The organism is Shimia fortis, from assembly GCF_040225985.1.
In the GTDB taxonomy this organism is placed as follows: Bacteria; Pseudomonadota; Alphaproteobacteria; order Rhodobacterales; family Rhodobacteraceae; genus Shimia.
Window position 1 is genome coordinate 21,285 of the sequence record NZ_JBBPEU010000008.1, and the last position, 15,972, is coordinate 37,256.

Consider the following 15,972-nt stretch of genomic DNA (forward strand, 5'->3'; position numbering starts at 1 on the left):
TCTGCGGATTGGGGCTTCTCAAACCCCGTTCTTGTCGCTAGAGAGCGGCCATGGATAAGACCTTTGCACTGACCGGCCTTCGACGCCTGCGACGCACCCGACGCGGATAAATTCCGCGCTGCTTTGTTGCGCGAAAAGCGCATCCCCTTATCCGAAATTGCGTCACAGATACGCAACACTTTCCGACAATGTTGACTTGACCGCCCGCGTGGGGCAACCACGGGGCTTCTGAATGAAGGACAGGACCATGATCCCATCTGTTTTGCCAACCTATAACCGGGCGCCGCTGAGCTTTGTCAAAGGCGAGGGAAGCTGGATGATCGAGGCGGATGGCCGACGTTTTCTTGATCTCGGGGCCGGGATCGCGGTCAATGTTCTGGGCCATGCCAACCCGGCGCTGGTGGCAGCGCTGACCGATCAGGCCAACAAGATCTGGCATGTGTCGAACCTCTACCAGATCCCCGAACAGCAGGCGCTGGCGGACAAGCTGGTGGAGCACAGCTTTGCCGACACCGTGTTCTTTACCAATTCCGGCACCGAGGCCTGTGAACTGGCCGTCAAGATGGCGCGGAAATACTGGTACGAGAAAGGACATCCCGAAAAGGTCGAGATCATCGGCTTTGAAGGGGCGTTCCATGGCCGGTCTTCGGCGGGCATCGCGGCCGCAGGCAGCGAAAAGATGACCAAGGGGTTCGGGCCGTTGCTGCCGGGATTCAGGCACCTGACCTGGGGGGATATCGCCGCTGTGAATGACGCGATTGATGCCCGCACCGCAGCCGTCATCATTGAACCTGTGCAGGGCGAGGGCGGTATCCGTCCGATCGCGGACGAGGATCTGCGCGAGCTGGCCCACATCTGCAAGGAAAACGACGTCCTGTTGATCCTTGACGAGGTGCAGTGCGGCGTGGCGCGGACCGGTCGCCTGTTTGCCCATGAATGGGCGGGCATCACCCCCGACATCATGATGGTGGCCAAGGGTATTGGCGGCGGATTTCCATTGGGTGCGGTGCTAGCCACAGAAGAGGCCGCCAGCGGCATGGTTGCGGGCACGCATGGGTCGACCTATGGCGGCAACCCGCTGGGCTGTGCCGTGGGCAACGCGGTGATGGACGTGGTGGCAACGCCCGCGTTTCTGGACGATGTAAACCGCAAGGCGGGTCTGTTCCGGCAGAAGCTTGAGGGGCTGGTTGCGGCCCATCCGCATGTGTTTGAAGAGGTGCGCGGCACCGGGCTCATGCTGGGGCTCAAGTGCTATACCCCCAATGTCGACGTGGTCAGGGCCGGGTATGATCAGGAAATCGCCACCGTGCCCGCCGCCGACAACGTGGTGCGCCTGTTGCCGCCGCTGACCATCACTGACGAAGAAATTTCCGAGGCGGTTGCGCGTCTCGACAAGGCTGCGGCGCAGGTCGCGGCGCAAAAGGACTAGGATCATGAACCATTTTCTGGATATCCACAAAACGGATGCGGCCGAGCTGCGCGGCATTATCGAAAGTGCCAAGGCGATAAAGGGCGCGCGCAACGGCAAGCCCAAAGGCGCGCCGGACGAGGACCAGCCGCTCAAGGATCACATGGTCGCCCTGATCTTCGAAAAACCATCGACCCGGACCCGCGTGTCCTTTGACGTGGGCGTGCGTCAGATGGGCGGTGAAACCATGGTGCTGTCGGGCAAGGAAATGCAGTTGGGGCATGGTGAAACTATTGCCGACACGGCCCGCGTTCTGAGCCGATATGTCGACATGATCATGATCCGGACCTTTGAAGAACAGGTTCTGCTGGAACTGGCGGAATATGCGGATGTGCCTGTCATCAATGGTCTTACAGACCGCACCCACCCCTGCCAGATCATGGCCGATATCCTGACCTACGAAGAACATCGCGGCCCGATCAAGGGCAAAAAGGTCGTCTGGTCCGGCGATGGTAACAATGTCTGTGCGTCGTTCATTCACGCGGCGGGCCAGTTCGGGTTCGACCTGACCTTTACCGGCCCCGAAGTTCTGGATCCCGAGCAGGCTTTTGTCGACCTTGCCCGCGCTCAAGGGTCCAAGATCGAAATCACGCGCGATCCGATCGAGGCCGTGCAGGGCGCAGATCTTGTTGTGACGGACACCTGGGTGTCGATGCATGATGCACAATCCGCACGCGAGCGCCGCCACAACCAGCTGCGCCCCTATCAGGTGAACGAAGAGCTGATGCGCCATGCCAATCCAGATGCGCTGTTCATGCATTGCCTACCCGCGCACCGCAATGAAGAGGCCACAAACGGTGTCATGGACGGGCCAAACTCGGTGATCTTTGACGAGGCCGAGAACCGTCTGCACGCGCAAAAAGCCGTGATGCGCTGGTGCGTGGGAAAATAACGGTTTGAGCCAACTCCAAGCAAAACGCCCCGTCCTCTGGCGGGGCTTTTTGTTTTGCCGGGACAGTGACTTTCGGCTTGGCCCTCTCTGCGGATGCGCTAGGCTTGTGTGTGCGGCGGGCATCATAATCCTGCCGCAAAGAACCGCTATGGCTGGGCAGGCCTGAAAACCTGCCGGAAAGGAGCTTTGGATGTCTTCGGCGCCGAAAGATTCGCGACCTCATGTTGTGATCGCAGGGGCGGGCAGCGTGGGCTGTTTCGTGGGTGGCTTGCTGGTGCGCGGGGCGCATCGCGTGACCTTGCTGATGCGTGCGCGCCTTGCGGATGAGATCCTGCGCCAGGGGCTGACCATCACCGATTTTCAGGACCTCGATGAAGAACTGTCGCCTGATTTCTTCACCATCTCGACGACGTCAGAATGCCTGAAAACCGCCGACTACATTCTGGTCACGGTTAAAAGCGGGGCAACCGAAACCATCGCGCGGGAAATTCGCACCCATGCCCCGAAAGAGGCGGTTGTCATCAGCCTGCAAAACGGTGTGGGCAATGCCGAGGTGTTGCAAAAGATGTTGCCGGATCACGATGTGCGCGCCGGCATGGTGCCGTTCAATGTCATGTCCAAGGGGGGCGGGTGTTTTCATCGCGGGACAAGTGGCGACATCCAGATCAGCCGCGGTCCCGGCCACGTCGCACGGTTTCTGAGCGTGCCGGATCTGGCCTTTTATGAGCGTCGGAACATGGCGCCGGTGCAATGGGGTAAGTTGCTGATCAATCTCAACAATGCGCTCAATGCCCTGTCGGGTCTGACCCTGCGCGAACAACTGACCAGCATGGGATGGCGGCGGATCATGTCGGACCAACTGGCCGAGGCTGTCAGGGTGTTGGAAAAGGCGGGGATTGCTGCCGAAACCCCGATGTCGCGCCGTGTTCCGATCCGCTTTGTGCCCAAGATTCTGCGCCTGCCGTCGCCGCTGTTCAAGCGGGTCGCCCGCACGATGTTGACGATTGATCCCTATGCCCGCAGCTCGATGTGGGAGGATCTCGAGCGCGGACGCCTGACAGAGATTGAAGAATTGCAGGGGGTGATTGTAGCGCTGGCCAAGGAACACGGCCTGAAAGCCCCGATCAACGCGCGTGTGGCGGCCCTCATCCGCGATGCGGAAAAGGCCGGGCGCGGGTCTCCCAAGCTGGTGCCCAAGGAAATCCGCGCCTGAGGTCCCCGCGATATCGCGTCGCGCCCCTTGCAGAGCGGGGTTTTCCGGCGCAGTGTTAGCGAAAACAATACGGCGGAATATTCTTGATGCGACAGGCGGATATCGGTGTCTATGGTTTGGGAACGATGGGCAGTGCCATTGCACTGAACATGGCTGAAAAGGGCATTCCCGTTGCTGTTGCCAACCGCGAGTCTGAATGGGTCGCGGATTTCGTTACCGAGGCCGGACCGCTCTCAAGCCAGATCATCGCGTGTGAAGACCTCAAAGCATTTGTCGCGGCCCTGTCCAGTCCGCGCGTTGTGCTGTTCATGATCCCGTCAGGCGTCCCGGTGGACGACATGATATCGCAGGTGCTTCCGCTGCTTGAAGCAGGGGACATGATCGTGGATGCGGGCAATGCCGATTTTCATGACACCCGGCGGCGCTCCAAAGACCTGCAGGCGCATGGGGTGCATTTTGTCGGGATGGGGGTCTCTGGCGGCGAAGAGGGCGCGCGGCACGGGCCGTCGATGATGGTGGGTGGAAGCGCCGAAAGTTGGGCGCGTCTGCATCCCGTTTTGAACGCTATCGCGGCGGACTTCAAAGGTAACCCCTGCGTTGCCCATGTCGGACCGGATGGTGCGGGCCATTTCGTGAAAACCGTGCATAACGGCATCGAATATGCGGATATGCAGGTCATTGCCGAGCTTTACGGTATCATGCGCGATGCTAGCGCCCGCCAGGCTTCAGAGATCGGGCAAGTGTTCGCGGCGTGGAACACCGGTCCGCTGCAAAGTTTCCTGACCGAGATCACCGCCACGATCCTTCAAGCCGAGGACCCCCAAACAGGGTGGCCCGTGGTCGACGTGATCCGGGATCAGGCAGGCCAGAAAGGCACCGGGCGCTGGACGGTGATCGAGGCGTTGAAACTCGGCCAGTCGCCCAGCGGGATCGAGGCCGCCGTCGGTGCCCGAAGTTGGTCTTCTCAAAAAGACCTGCGTGCCGAGATCGCCGAGTCCCTGACCGAGACCCTTTCGGCAGAGGTGCCGCAGGACGATGTGCTTGGCGCGGCGTTCGAGGCGGCCCGTCTGCTCTTGCATTTGCAGGGATTTGCGGTGCTGCAAGCCGCGTCCCAAACATATGACTGGGCGCTTGACCTGTCGCGGATTGCCGAGATCTGGCGGGCGGGTTGTATCATCCGATCGGTACTTTTGAATGATCTGGCGGATATTCTGAAAGACACGGAAGACGACAGCGCGCTGTTGCGCTATCCGGCGATCCAGACACGTTTGCGCGTTACCGTGCCGGCCCTGCGCGCGGTTGTTGCGGCTTCGATACAGGCGGGTGTGCCTGTGCCGGCCATGTCAGCGCTGTTGGCGTGGTTCGACACGATGCGGCAGGCGCGCGGCACCACCAATCTGATTCAGGCGCAGCGGGATTTTTTCGGGTACCATGGGTACGAACGGATTGATGCCGACGGCCCCCAGCACGGGCCCTGGTGGTCTCGCTGAATGAAAAACAGCCGGGCGTGCTGCCCGGCTGCCAAGGTGTTGTGTTTATCGGTTCAGTTCACGACCGCGTTCAGGATCAGGAAAATCACCCCCGAAAGCAGCGCGGCGGCGGGCACTGTGATCACCCATGCTGCTACGATTGTCATGAAATGACTGCGACGTACCAGTTTGCGACGGCGGCGTTCTTCGGGCGCGATGCGCTTGGCTTCGGGGCGTTGAGCGGCAGAATTGCGCAAACGGCGCTCGGCGTGCCATTCGCGATAGAAACCGACCCCGAACACACCGCCAACCGCGATGTGGGTTGAGGACACGGGCAGTCCCAGCCACGACGCCACAATCACTGTTATGGCTGCCGACAGCGCCACGCAATAGGCCCGCATCGGGTTCAGCTTGGTGATCTGGCTGCCAACCATGCGGATCAGTTTCGGGCCAAACAGGAACAGGCCGAATGAAATCCCGAAGGCCCCGATCACCATCACCCATGTCGGAATCGCGACCTTTGCGGCGAAATCCCCGAACTCCGAGGCATGCACGATGGCCGCCAGCGGACCGACCGCATTGGCCACGTCATTGGCGCCATGGGCAAAGGACAGAAGCGCTGCCGAGAAGACCAAAGGCAGGCCGAACAGCACCTTGAGCGATTTGTTGCGGTTTTCCATACCTTCGGATTGCTTGCGGATCAGCGGGGCGGTGATCACATAGGTCAGCGCCCCGACCACCAAGCCGATGGTCAGCGCCGTCATGAGGTCAATCTTGACGATGCGTTTCAGGCCCTTGAGCGCCAAGTACGAGGCAAAGGCGGCCGCCATGATCCCCACCAGCACCGGCACCCAGCGACGGGCGGCGGCGATCTTGTCTTCCTGGTAGATGATCTTGGTCTTGATAAAGGCCAGGAACGCGGCGGCAATCACCCCGCCCAGAACCGGCGAAATGACCCAGGACGCGGCAATCTTGCCCATGGTGGGCCAGTTGACTGCGGCAAAGCCCGCAGCCGCAATGCCTGCCCCCATCACGCCGCCCACAACCGAGTGCGTGGTCGACACCGGCGCACCGACATAGGTGGCAAGATTGACCCACATGGCCGAAGAAATCAGCGCGGCCATCATGGCCCAGATGAAAATCTGCGCGTTGGCGATCCCTGCCGGATCAATGATCCCTTTCGAGATGGTCGAAACCACGTCACCGCCCGCTAGAAGGGCCCCCGCGCTTTCACACAAAGCCGCGATGACAATTGCGCCGCCCATGGTCAGGGCGTTTGCGCCGACTGCGGGCCCCATGTTGTTGGCCACGTCATTGGCCCCGATGTTGATCGCCATATAGGCCCCAAAACCGGCTGCCGCGATCACGACGAGATTTGACGGGTAATCCCCAAAGAAAAATCCGGCCACGAGTCCTGCGACCACGATAAAGATTAGGGCAATGCCCAGCCCCACCATCGGGCGGGCCACATATTGCGTCGCGGTTTCAAGATGTGAAAAACGGTCGAGGTCGCGGTCAAGCGTTTCCAGATGATCGGCGTCGTTCGATGGTGTGGTCACGGAATTTTCCCCCAAGCAGCTTTACGCCGCCCTAGGGCAGGTGCACCCTCATTTCAAGGATATTGTCGCAGTTCCGTTACAAAAGTTTTACAATTGGCGCAAAATAGCTTTCAACTCGGGTTCGCGCACGAGGTTTGCAGCCTCGGAGGGGCTGACCCATTTGCGTTTGCGCTGGTGCGCCTCGGGGTAGCTGTCGGTCAGGCGTTCTACACGGATTGGGTAAACCAAAGTTTCCACGGTGACGGGCAGGCCTGTCTTGAGCTCTTTCTCGTAATCATAGGTGCCGATCATCTTGTCCGACACATTCCCCGACTTGACGCCAGCCTCTTCCCAGGCTTCCTGCATGGCCGCTTCGTGGGCGTGTTTGCCATCAATCGGCCATCCCTTGGGGATGATCCAGCGTCCTGTGTCGCGGCTGCTGATCAACAGAACCTTTTTGGATGCACCCTCCTCACGGTAGCAGAGCGCCCCCACCTGGAGGCGTTTGGGTCGTTGCAAGATAGGGCCAACCACATTGGTCAGCGCCTTTTTGAAGGCGTCTGTCATAGAACTGCTCTGGTATTGCGCGTTTTTTGTCTGTGCAATGTATATACATTTGGGTGCGTAAGTTTCAACCCTTATGCAAAATTTTCTTTATTTTGTTGGTTTTCGGCGTTTGGCGCGCAGGGTCGGATCGGCCTGAGTCGGGTCTTCTGGCCAAGGGTGTTTGGGATAGCGCCCGCGCATGTCCTTGCGCACATCGGCATAGGACGTGGCCCAGAACCCCGGAATATCCATGGTGGTCTGGACGGGGCGTCCCGCCGGCGACAGCAAGGTGACACGCAGGGGCGTGCGCCCGACCATCGGGTGCGTGGTTTGTCCGAACAGTTCTTGCAGGCGCAACGAGATTTCAGGGTGTTCACCGGAATAATCAATCGGTATCTTTCGATCCAGTGGGGTCGTGAAATGTGCGGGCGCCAGTCGGTCCAGGGTCTGCATCTGCGACCAGTCCAGCCGCGCGCGCAGGGCGTCAAGCAGATCGAATTTCTTCCACTGCTCGGCGGTCCGGATGCCCGAGATATGCGGCAGCAGCCAGTCCTCAAGCCTGTCCATCAACACCTCTTGGGACATGTCCGGCAGGTCGTGCCCTGCCTCGCGGAGCAGGGCCACGCGGGCCAGAAACCGGCGGGCGGCATCGGAAAAGGTCAGGCCAAGGTCCCGCACACCGTCCATCATGGCCCGTGCCGTCACATCATCAGGCACATCTTTCCAGATCCGGTCGTCCAGGGCTATGGCCCCGAACATTTCCTGTCGCCGGGCAATCACCCGACGCTCGCGCCGGGACCACTCACAGGTCTCGACCCATGTGATCTGCTCGGCGAACAGGGCGCGGATTTCGGACTCGGTGATGGCGACGGCCTGTCGGATACGGGCTTCGCGGGGGTTCCCGTCCGTGTCGGTGACCACGATCAGCCGCGTGCCCGCCAAGGGATCGGCATCGTCCAGCACGGCCCCTTTGCCACCTGACAGCACAAAACGCGGCGTGTCCCCCTTGCGGCGCAGCCCGATCCGGTCGGGATAGGCCAGCGCGGCCATTTCCGCAGCACTTCTCTCGACCTTGCTCAGGTCGCGGGTCGCGGCGGACAGGCGCTTGGTCTCGTCGCGCACCGTGTGCAAGGCGGCGCGGTTCACGCCATAGGGGCGCCGCTCGGTAAAGGACCTGAGATCCTGCAGGGCCTCTAGACGCAGGTGTAGATCAACCGGGGCACCGCGCGACAAGGGATCGCGTGCGGCCAGCAACGCGGCAAGGGGGGCGGCCTGCGGACCTGAAAGAATCATCATATGGGCCAACCGGGGATGAAGCGGCAAGGCGGCCAGATCGCGCCCATGCGCCGTGATCTGGTTACGCGCATTCAGTGCTCCCAGCAACCGCAACAGGGCCTGGGCCTCGGCATAAACGCCCGCGTTGGGCGGCGTCAGAAAGGCAAGATCGTCTGGCGTCGCCCCCCACACGGCCAGTTCCAGTGCCAACCCCGTCAGGTCGGCGGACTCGATTTCGGCAGGGGGAAAAGGCAAAAGCCCGCCTTCCTCGCCCTTGGTCCAAAGCCGATAACACACCCCTTCGGCCACCCGGCCCGCGCGGCCCTGCCTTTGGGTGGCCTCGGCCCGGGTGATCCGTTCGGTGACAAGGCGCGACATACCCGATCCGGGATCAAACCGCGCGCGCCTTGCCCGTCCTGCATCGACCACGACGCGTATATCCTGAATGGTCAGCGACGTTTCCGCGATGGACGTGGCCAGCACCACCTTGCGCCCGGTCTTGGCCGGTTGGATCGCAGCCTGCTGGTCCTTGAAGGGCATCGCCCCGAACAAAGGGCGCACATCGCATTCTGCAGGCAGGGAAAGCTTTGACTGTACCCGCCGGATTTCACCTTCGCCCGGCAAAAAAACCAACACGCCCCCCGACGTCTCGGCCACGGCCTGTGTGATCAGGCGCGCGGTCGCGTCCTCAAGCCGCTCAGCCTTGGCAAGCGGGCGGTCCAGCCAGCGCGTTTCCACCGGAAAGCTGCGCCCTTCAGAGGTGATAACCGGGACTTGCCCCATCAAGCTGGCCACGGGGGCGGCATCCAATGTGGCCGACATCGCCAGCAGGATCAGATCGTCGCGCAGGGCCTCGCCAATCTCAAGACACAGCGCCAGCCCCAGATCCGCATTCAGAGACCGTTCGTGAAATTCGTCAAAAATGACTGCGCCAATCCCCGCAAGTTCGGGGTCCGTCTGGATCATGCGGGTCAGGATCCCTTCGGTCACCACTTCGATCCGGGTGTCTGGGCAAATCTTGCTTTCGCCGCGGATACGATATCCCACCGTCCGGCCCACGGGTTCGCCCAAGGTCTGCGCCATCCGTTCGGCCGCGGCGCGCGCGGCAAGGCGGCGCGGCTCCAGCATCAGGATGCGGCCCTTGGTCAGATCGGCGGCCAGTATTTCCAGCGGCACAACCGTCGTTTTGCCCGCACCGGGCGGGGCTTGCAGCACAGCACGCCCGGCGCCACGCAGGGCGTCGATCAGCGGGGCAATGGCGTCATGGATGGGCAGGCGGGACATGCGCCTCTTATCAACCAAGCGGGAGGGCGGGTCCAGAGGGGGCACCCTAACGTCGTCGCACAAGCGTGGCAGGCCCATGGCGCGAGCTCAGCCGGACCTTGCTGGCGCGCCACGTCCCGTCCTCAAGTCGGTATGTGACCGAGGTGGGCGAGCGTGACATCTCGGCCAGTTCTTCGGACGTATATCCGCCAAGTCGGTCATAACTACCCGCGCAAGTGATCTCGGCCCCGTCTTCAATCCGTTCGGTCAGTCGCAACCGCGCCAGTCGCGTCCCATCGAATTGTTTTTCGTCCTGTGTGCAGGCGGGCGGCGCGGGCAGGTCTCGCAGGGTCATCCACATCAGGGTCATGGGATCCAGCGCGCCGGCAAGGTCGGTGGGCTGGATCGGCACGGCCGGATCCTGTTTGCCACTGACCTCTTTCGGTGTGCCGCCAGAGAACAAAAGCTCGGTTTCCGAAACACGCTTACCGGTGTTGATATGGCCTTCATAGCGGCTGGGCACATAACCATCCGGCCCGATGCGCCCGTTTGAGGCGGCGTCAAACCGGATGCTGGCAACAATGCCGACAAGACCCGTGGTCTCGAACTTGCCCGCGCCTTGATAGGTCGATCCGGTTTCCTGCATCTTGACCCTCAACTCGCCGACCTTCACCCCGAAGGCGTGTACCGACCAAAGCTGTTCAGAAGTGGCGGGACCGGCAAGGCTGACGACAACTGCGGCGGTTGGAAGCGCAGACCGGAAAAATCGGGGCAGGGCAGGGATCGAGACTGGACAAGCGCGCAAGCGACAAGGCATGTAAACACCCCAAGCGAAAGGCGCGGGCAGCGCCGGAAAAACAGGTACGGCCATGGATATTGCACAGCTGCATGACAAGATATTGAAACAGGACCGGCGGGCTCTGGCAAGGGCGATCACGCTTGTGGAAAGCGGTCGTGCCGATCACCGCGCCATGGCTGGCGCATTGCTGGAAAAACTGCGGGGTTCGGGCCGTCAGGCGCTGCGCATCGGCCTGTCCGGTACGCCCGGTGTGGGCAAATCCACCTTTATCGAAAGCTTTGGTATGATGCTGACGGCCAAGGGGCTGAAAGTGGCAGTTCTGGCGGTCGATCCGTCCTCGGCGCGGTCTGGCGGCTCCATCCTTGGCGACAAAACCCGGATGGAGCGGCTGTCGCGCGATCCGAATGCCTTTATCCGCCCGTCGCCCAGCCAGTCACATCTTGGCGGGGTTGCCCGCCGCACCCGCGAGGCCGTGGCCTTGTGCGAAGCTGCCGGGTTTGATGTGGTGCTGATCGAAACCGTCGGTGTAGGTCAGTCGGAAACCGTTGTGGCGGAAATGTCGGACCTGTTCCTGTTGCTGCTGGCCCCTGCCGGCGGCGACGAGTTGCAGGGCGTGAAGCGCGGGATCATGGAGATTGCCGACATCATCCTTGTCAACAAGGCCGACGGGGACCTGAAACATGCTGCGATGCGGACCTGTGCCGACTATGCCGGGGCGCTGCGTCTTCTGCGCAAACGTCCGCAGGATCCCGAGGGATATCCCAAGGCGATGACCGTGTCCGCATTGCAAGAGAACGGGCTTGAAACTGCTTGGGACGAAATGCAGACCCTGATTCAATGGCGGCGGGAACACAGCCATTGGGACATGCGCCGCGCGGCGCAGGCGCGGTTCTGGTTCGAGGAAGAGGTGCGGCAGGGGCTGCTGGCACGGCTTCTGCAATCCCCCGCGCGCGAGGCGATGGCGGATCTGGCGCTGGACGTGGAAAATGGAAAGGCCACCCCGAGCGGGGCCGCGCAACGGATGCTGGAAGACTATCTCGCATCATGAAGGCCGAGGGCGATATCGTGTTCGGCGGGGACAGGCTGCGGGCCACCCTGTTCAATGCCGATGCGCCCAAGCTGATCGTGACTTTTCGCCAACGGGTCAGTCCGGACGGTGCTTTTGATACGGCCCGTCCCGTGCGGCGTTTCGTGAAACGGAACTATGCCCACCTGCATCTGCAGTCGCGGTTCAATGACTGGTATATCAATTCCGAAACTGCCGATTTTGAGGCGCACCTCGGTGCCTTGGTCCGCCCCTATCGTCGGATTGTCGGCACCGGGTTTTCCATGGGCGGCTATGGCATATTGCGCTTTGCCGAGGTGCTTGGGTTGCAACACGCCTTGCTGGTATCTCCACAGATTTCGATCGCGCCCGAAGTGGTGCCGTGGGACCGGCGCTACCGTGATTGCGCCGACGGCTTTGACGCCGCGATGGGGGATGTGGCCAGCCGGGCCAAGCGGGGCCTCAAAGGGGTGATCCTGATGGATCCGTTCCGCCCGCTGGATCATCGCCACGCCGATCTGATCCAGACCAGTTTCCCAAACTTGGTCATTTGCCGACTTGGCTGCGGAGGCCATCCGGCCACGCGGGTTCTGGGCGAGGCAGGTGGTTTCGGACGGGTGCAGTCCCAGCTTTTATCCGGGCAGGTCGATGTGGAGGAAATCCGCCAGAAACACCGTAAAAGCCGACGGAAGTCGCCCACTTATTGGCGGCATCTGGGGGAAAACGCGGCACGGCGCGAACACATGACACTTGCCCGCATCGCCTTTACCCGCCATGCAGAACTGGCCCCCCCGGCCAAGTGAGTGCCTTGTCTGTTTTGGCTGGTGGTTTGTCATGGGATGGCATAAATCACTGCTTGTCTGAAGATTCCTTCACCTGAATCACTTGACGCCCCAATCAATTCGGCCTAATGACGCCGAACGAATTTCCGGGCGCGGCCTTTGCGGCGCCCATTTGCTTTGACGGGGGCCACTCCCCGTGGACCGAAAAACGAGGATGTACCCATGTCGCGCCGTTGCGAACTGACCGGAAAAGGCCCGATGACTGGCAACAATGTCAGCCACGCCAACAACAAAACAAAGCGTCGCTTCCTGCCCAACCTGAACGACGTGACCCTGCAATCCGAAGCTCTGGGCCGTGGCGTCAAGCTGCGCATTTCGGCGGCAGCCCTGCGTTCGGTAGACCACCGTGGCGGTCTGGACGCGTTCCTGGCAAAAGCCAAGGACGGCGACCTGTCGGCCAACGCGCTGAAAGTCAAAAAAGAGATCGCAAAGGCACAGGCCGCAAACGCCTAAGTCTTTTGAAGATCGGACAGTGAAGAAGCCCCTGCCTGACGCATCAGGCGGGGGTTTTCCTGTTTGTTCAGGGGAATACGGTCCACACTTCAAGTTGGGGCGCAATCGTTTCAGCGGGAAGCGGCCAGTGGGCCGGCGCGCGTGTGATACGGCGTTTTGTCGCTATACACTCCGGCGCTGGAAGGTTTAGATACAACCTATGGTCAGGTTGCGCCAACATATCGCGATTCTGTTGGTTGCTGTGCTCGTTCTGACGGGGCACAGCATGGCGATTGCGCGTGGAATGCCCACTGCGTCCGGCTTCATGGAGCTATGCATCGGCACTGGACCGGTGATGGTGCCCGTAGATGCCGAGGGCAATCCAACCGGCCCTTCCCATATCTGCCCAGAGTTCAGTCTTTCGCTAATGGATGCCGTTGCGCCTGTCCCTGCGCTGGCGGCCCCTGACGAAAGCCGCGGGCGGAAGATCGGAGAAGCCTATGCGGTTTCGTTCCGGGTGATTCGACCGGTCGAGACTTCGGCGCGCGCCCCCCCTCTCCGGGTCTGACGCCTTTTGGCGCATGTTTTTGCACGTCCCCAAAACAAGACCCATCTCGGAAATCTATTGAGACAGGAGAGACCCATGTCCTTCAAAACCATCACCATGGCCGCCGTGGCCGCTTTTGCCCTTGCTGCCCCCGCCTTTGCCGAAGGCATGATCGTTATCACCGATCCCTATGCCCGCGTTTCGGCCAAGATGTCGAAATCCGGTGCCGCCTTCATGCAAATCGAAAACCACGGCGACGAAGACGATCAACTGATCGACGCGCGTTCGGATGTTTCCAAGAAAGTCGAACTGCACACCCACAAGGAAAACGCCGATGGTGTGATGCAGATGCTGCACATCCCCGAAGGATTTACCATTCCGGCCCATGGCAAACACATGCTGATGCGTGGTGGCGACCACGTGATGTTTATGGGGCTGAACGAAACACTTGAACATGGCGACGTTGTGAATGTCGTTCTGGTGTTCGAAAAAGCGGGCGAAGTCCCGGTGGAAATCCCCGTCGACCTCGAACGCAAGCCGATGCATGGCGGTGGTCACATGAACCACGGCAACATGAAAAAGAACTAATGGCAGGCCGCGCCTTTGGCGTGGCGACTGTGCCTGAATGATCGGTCAAGGGTCGCCCTGAGGGGCGGCCCTTTTTCATGCTCAGGCTAGCGAGACAGCTCTTGTGCGACCCATTCCGGCACGATCTGCGACGCTGGCCCGAAACATGTTTCTGCAAAATCCGACACGCGCGACGACGGTGCTAGGTTCAGCTCGATCGTGTGGGCGCCCCCGCGGTCGGCCTCTTGCACAAAGGCCGCCGCCGGATAGACCTCGCCCGAGGTGCCGATGGCGACAAAGGTATCGGCACTGGCCAGGTGGCTCCATATTTCGTCCATGTAGTAAGGCATCTCACCGAACCAGACGATGTCGGGTCGGGTCGCGGCGTGGCCGCAGGCAGGGCAGGTGTCAGACTTCGACATCTCCAGCGGCGCGGGCCATCGATGGTCGCAGCTGGCACATAGCGCGCCTGCCAGAAAGCCGTGCATGTGCAGCACGTTGCGCGACCCCGCCTTTTCATGCAGCCCATCGACATTCTGGGTCACGACGAGGACCTCTCCGGGATGTTCCCGTTCCAGTCGTGCCAGCGCATGATGGGCCGCGTTCGGCTCGGCCTCGGCGGCCTGCGCGCGGCGGGCGTTATAGAAGGCATGCACAAGATCGGGGTTGCGGTGAAACCCCTCGGGGGTCGCCACGTCTTCGATCCGGTGTTGAGCCCAGAGCCCGCCTTCGTCGCGAAACGTGCCAAGCCCGCTTTCGGCAGAAATCCCTGCACCGGTGAGGATCACAATCTTATCGCTGCTCATGAAACGGGCCTCGTATGTTGACAATCGGTTGTGCGTAGCATGGCAATGCGCAGGAAGCGCGGCAAGGGAGAGTTGACCTTTGCCGCAGGTTTGGGGAAACCGAACGGAAAGGAGACACGTATGAGCCATTGGACACTTGCCGAACGCCGCAAATCCGGCATCGCGCTTTGGGATATGCCGGGGCGTCAGCCGGTCGCCGATCCGGGCGGCCCCATCGTCATGGTCGGGGGCGGCGGGCAGGGCCGCAACCTGCCATGCAAGGCCGTCCCCGAGGCGCTTTTGCCCGGCGAAGGCGGCGGCTGGCTGTTTCCGCCGCTCACCTGGGATGGCCAGAACAGCGATGGGGCCGAGGCCGCGATCGCGGGCTATGCTACAGCGCATCCGAACTGGGACGGGGTGCTGTGCATTCTGGGGGACAGTACCGTCTGGGCGCATGTCAGCGCCGGAGAAGTGATCAGTTTTCAACGGTTCGTGACCGCGCAACTGGCCGCGGCGCTTGAGGTCTCGGCCGATTGGGACGAGGCACGTCAGCGCGCGGCGCTGGCCGATGCGATGGCCCGGCCCGAACGGCTGGCGGCCTATATTGCGCGGGCAGGCGATGCCGGAACGCTTTGGGGGGCGTTGCTTGGAGCTGAACTCGCGGCGGCGCGGCCCTACTGGCTTGGCCAGCAGGTGGTTGTTGTCGGAGAAGGGCGCGTTGCTGACGCGCTGGAAAGCGCCCTGCAAGAGCAAGGGGTGCCGGTCACGCGAGGTGATCGCATGGAGCTGATGCTGGACGGGGTCGCAGCGGCTGTGTCTGCGCACGGAGGTGTGTGATGCGGGTTCTGTTTGTCTGCCTTGGCAATATCTGCCGGTCGCCCGCCGCAGAAGGCGTATTCCGCCAGATGGTTTCGGGCGTCCAGACCGACAGCGCGGGTACAGGCAGTTGGCATGTCGGCGAGCCCCCTTATGGCCCGATGCAGGCGGCGGCCCGCGCGCGTGGCTATGACTTTTCGGATTTGCGCGCGCGCCAGTTCGAGGCGGCGGATTTCGACCGGTTCGACCTTATCCTCGGAATGGATGCATCGAACATCGCCAATATGGAACGCCTGCGCCCCGCTGGAAGCACCACCCCCCTGCGCCTGTTCACCGACTATGCGCCCGAGCGGGGAATGGATGAGGTGCCCGACCCCTATTACACCCGCGATTTTGACAGTGTTCTGGACCTGATTGAAGATTGCGCGCGCGGGCTGGCCACGAAACTGGCGGACTAAGCCGCACGCATGCCTGC

General features: G+C 61.6%; 16 protein-coding genes. 11 read left to right on the top strand and 5 right to left on the bottom strand.

The annotated features are described in order from the left end of the window. Positions 1–247: 247 nt before the first annotated feature. The 4 genes from WNE31_RS12710 (at position 248) to gndA (ending at position 5,063) form a co-directional block, all read left to right on the top strand. Complete coding sequence (locus WNE31_RS12710; protein WP_349980179.1) at positions 248–1,429, top strand: aspartate aminotransferase family protein; 1,182 nt, start codon at positions 248–250, stop codon at positions 1,427–1,429. Between the two features lie 4 nt (positions 1,430–1,433). Continuing rightward, positions 1,434–2,360, top strand: a complete 927-nt coding sequence (gene argF, locus WNE31_RS12715; protein ID WP_349980180.1) for an ornithine carbamoyltransferase — start codon at positions 1,434–1,436, stop codon at positions 2,358–2,360. 190 nt (positions 2,361–2,550) lie between these two features. Further along, complete coding sequence (locus WNE31_RS12720; RefSeq protein WP_349980181.1) at positions 2,551–3,573, top strand: 2-dehydropantoate 2-reductase; 1,023 nt, start codon at positions 2,551–2,553, stop codon at positions 3,571–3,573. 86 nt (positions 3,574–3,659) lie between these two features. Next, positions 3,660–5,063 carry an NADP-dependent phosphogluconate dehydrogenase gene (gene gndA / locus WNE31_RS12725; protein WP_349980182.1) on the top strand — a complete coding sequence of 468 codons (1,404 nt, stop codon included), beginning with the start codon at positions 3,660–3,662 and terminating at the stop codon, positions 5,061–5,063. A 53-nt stretch (positions 5,064–5,116) separates the two neighbouring features. Here the strand turns inward: gndA and WNE31_RS12730 are convergent, their stop codons facing one another. The 4 genes from WNE31_RS12730 to WNE31_RS12745 all read right to left on the bottom strand — a co-directional run bounded on the left by WNE31_RS12730 (position 5,117) and on the right by WNE31_RS12745 (position 10,481). Further along, a complete protein-coding gene (locus WNE31_RS12730; RefSeq protein ID WP_349980183.1) occupies positions 5,117–6,601 on the bottom strand; it encodes an inorganic phosphate transporter in 1,485 nt (494 codons plus the stop codon). A gap of 87 nt (positions 6,602–6,688) precedes the next feature. Then, the gene (locus WNE31_RS12735; protein ID WP_349980184.1) at positions 6,689–7,147 is read right to left on the bottom strand and encodes an NUDIX hydrolase; all 459 of its coding nucleotides are present in this window, start codon (positions 7,145–7,147) and stop codon (positions 6,689–6,691) included. An 87-nt stretch (positions 7,148–7,234) separates the two neighbouring features. Next, entirely contained in the window at positions 7,235–9,685 is a 2,451-nt protein-coding gene (gene hrpB, locus WNE31_RS12740; RefSeq protein ID WP_349980185.1) for an ATP-dependent helicase HrpB, read from the bottom strand. A 46-nt stretch (positions 9,686–9,731) separates the two neighbouring features. Beyond that, positions 9,732–10,481 carry a DUF3108 domain-containing protein gene (locus WNE31_RS12745; RefSeq protein ID WP_349980186.1) on the bottom strand — a complete coding sequence of 250 codons (750 nt, stop codon included), beginning with the start codon at positions 10,479–10,481 and terminating at the stop codon, positions 9,732–9,734. A 52-nt stretch (positions 10,482–10,533) separates the two neighbouring features. Here WNE31_RS12745 and meaB point away from each other — a divergent pair, with 52 nt between their 5' ends. The 5 genes from meaB (at position 10,534) to WNE31_RS12770 (ending at position 13,917) form a co-directional block, all read left to right on the top strand. Continuing rightward, positions 10,534–11,511, top strand: coding sequence for a methylmalonyl Co-A mutase-associated GTPase MeaB (gene meaB, locus WNE31_RS12750; protein ID WP_349980187.1), 978 nt, complete (start codon positions 10,534–10,536; stop codon positions 11,509–11,511). Continuing rightward, positions 11,508–12,311 (top strand): alpha/beta hydrolase, encoded by an 804-nt coding sequence (locus tag WNE31_RS12755; protein ID WP_349980188.1) that lies wholly within the window; start codon positions 11,508–11,510, stop codon positions 12,309–12,311. Before meaB ends, WNE31_RS12755 begins: the two co-directional genes overlap by 4 nt. 201 nt (positions 12,312–12,512) lie before the next feature. Further along, complete coding sequence (rpmB, locus tag WNE31_RS12760) at positions 12,513–12,803, top strand: 50S ribosomal protein L28 (RefSeq protein WP_349980189.1); 291 nt, start codon at positions 12,513–12,515, stop codon at positions 12,801–12,803. Positions 12,804–13,068: 265 nt separating this feature from the next. Beyond that, positions 13,069–13,350, top strand: a complete 282-nt coding sequence (locus WNE31_RS12765) for a hypothetical protein (RefSeq protein WP_349980190.1) — start codon at positions 13,069–13,071, stop codon at positions 13,348–13,350. Positions 13,351–13,425: 75 nt separating this feature from the next. After that, complete coding sequence (locus tag WNE31_RS12770; protein ID WP_349980191.1) at positions 13,426–13,917, top strand: copper chaperone PCu(A)C; 492 nt, start codon at positions 13,426–13,428, stop codon at positions 13,915–13,917. A gap of 86 nt (positions 13,918–14,003) precedes the next feature. Here the strand turns inward: WNE31_RS12770 and WNE31_RS12775 are convergent, their stop codons facing one another. Beyond that, a complete protein-coding gene (locus WNE31_RS12775) occupies positions 14,004–14,702 on the bottom strand; it encodes an NAD-dependent deacylase (protein WP_349980192.1) in 699 nt (232 codons plus the stop codon). Between the two features lie 120 nt (positions 14,703–14,822). Here WNE31_RS12775 and WNE31_RS12780 point away from each other — a divergent pair, with 120 nt between their 5' ends. Beyond that, positions 14,823–15,518 (top strand): 2-dehydro-3-deoxygalactonokinase, encoded by a 696-nt coding sequence (locus WNE31_RS12780; RefSeq protein ID WP_349980193.1) that lies wholly within the window; start codon positions 14,823–14,825, stop codon positions 15,516–15,518. Beyond that, positions 15,518–15,955 (top strand): low molecular weight protein-tyrosine-phosphatase, encoded by a 438-nt coding sequence (locus tag WNE31_RS12785; protein WP_349980194.1) that lies wholly within the window; start codon positions 15,518–15,520, stop codon positions 15,953–15,955. Before WNE31_RS12780 ends, WNE31_RS12785 begins: the two co-directional genes overlap by 1 nt. The last annotated feature ends 17 nt before the right edge of the window (positions 15,956–15,972 follow it).

Bases quoted from the DNA above. Each gene is read 5' to 3' on its own strand.
- WNE31_RS12765 (WP_349980190.1), top strand. From the start codon at position 13,069: ATGGCGATTGCGCGTGGAATGCCCACTGCGTCCGGCTTCATGGAGCTA.
- rpmB (WP_349980189.1), top strand. From the start codon at position 12,513: ATGTCGCGCCGTTGCGAACTGACCGGAAAAGGCCCGATGACTGGCAAC.
- hrpB (WP_349980185.1), bottom strand. From the start codon at position 9,685: ATGTCCCGCCTGCCCATCCATGACGCCATTGCCCCGCTGATCGACGCC.
- gndA (WP_349980182.1), top strand. From the start codon at position 3,660: ATGCGACAGGCGGATATCGGTGTCTATGGTTTGGGAACGATGGGCAGT.
- meaB (WP_349980187.1), top strand. From the start codon at position 10,534: ATGGATATTGCACAGCTGCATGACAAGATATTGAAACAGGACCGGCGG.
- WNE31_RS12755 (WP_349980188.1), top strand. From the start codon at position 11,508: ATGAAGGCCGAGGGCGATATCGTGTTCGGCGGGGACAGGCTGCGGGCC.
- WNE31_RS12720 (WP_349980181.1), top strand. From the start codon at position 2,551: ATGTCTTCGGCGCCGAAAGATTCGCGACCTCATGTTGTGATCGCAGGG.
- WNE31_RS12785 (WP_349980194.1), top strand. From the start codon at position 15,518: ATGCGGGTTCTGTTTGTCTGCCTTGGCAATATCTGCCGGTCGCCCGCC.
- WNE31_RS12770 (WP_349980191.1), top strand. From the start codon at position 13,426: ATGTCCTTCAAAACCATCACCATGGCCGCCGTGGCCGCTTTTGCCCTT.
- argF (WP_349980180.1), top strand. From the start codon at position 1,434: ATGAACCATTTTCTGGATATCCACAAAACGGATGCGGCCGAGCTGCGC.
- WNE31_RS12745 (WP_349980186.1), bottom strand. From the start codon at position 10,481: ATGCCTTGTCGCTTGCGCGCTTGTCCAGTCTCGATCCCTGCCCTGCCC.
- WNE31_RS12735 (WP_349980184.1), bottom strand. From the start codon at position 7,147: ATGACAGACGCCTTCAAAAAGGCGCTGACCAATGTGGTTGGCCCTATC.
- WNE31_RS12710 (WP_349980179.1), top strand. From the start codon at position 248: ATGATCCCATCTGTTTTGCCAACCTATAACCGGGCGCCGCTGAGCTTT.
- WNE31_RS12775 (WP_349980192.1), bottom strand. From the start codon at position 14,702: ATGAGCAGCGATAAGATTGTGATCCTCACCGGTGCAGGGATTTCTGCC.
- WNE31_RS12780 (WP_349980193.1), top strand. From the start codon at position 14,823: ATGAGCCATTGGACACTTGCCGAACGCCGCAAATCCGGCATCGCGCTT.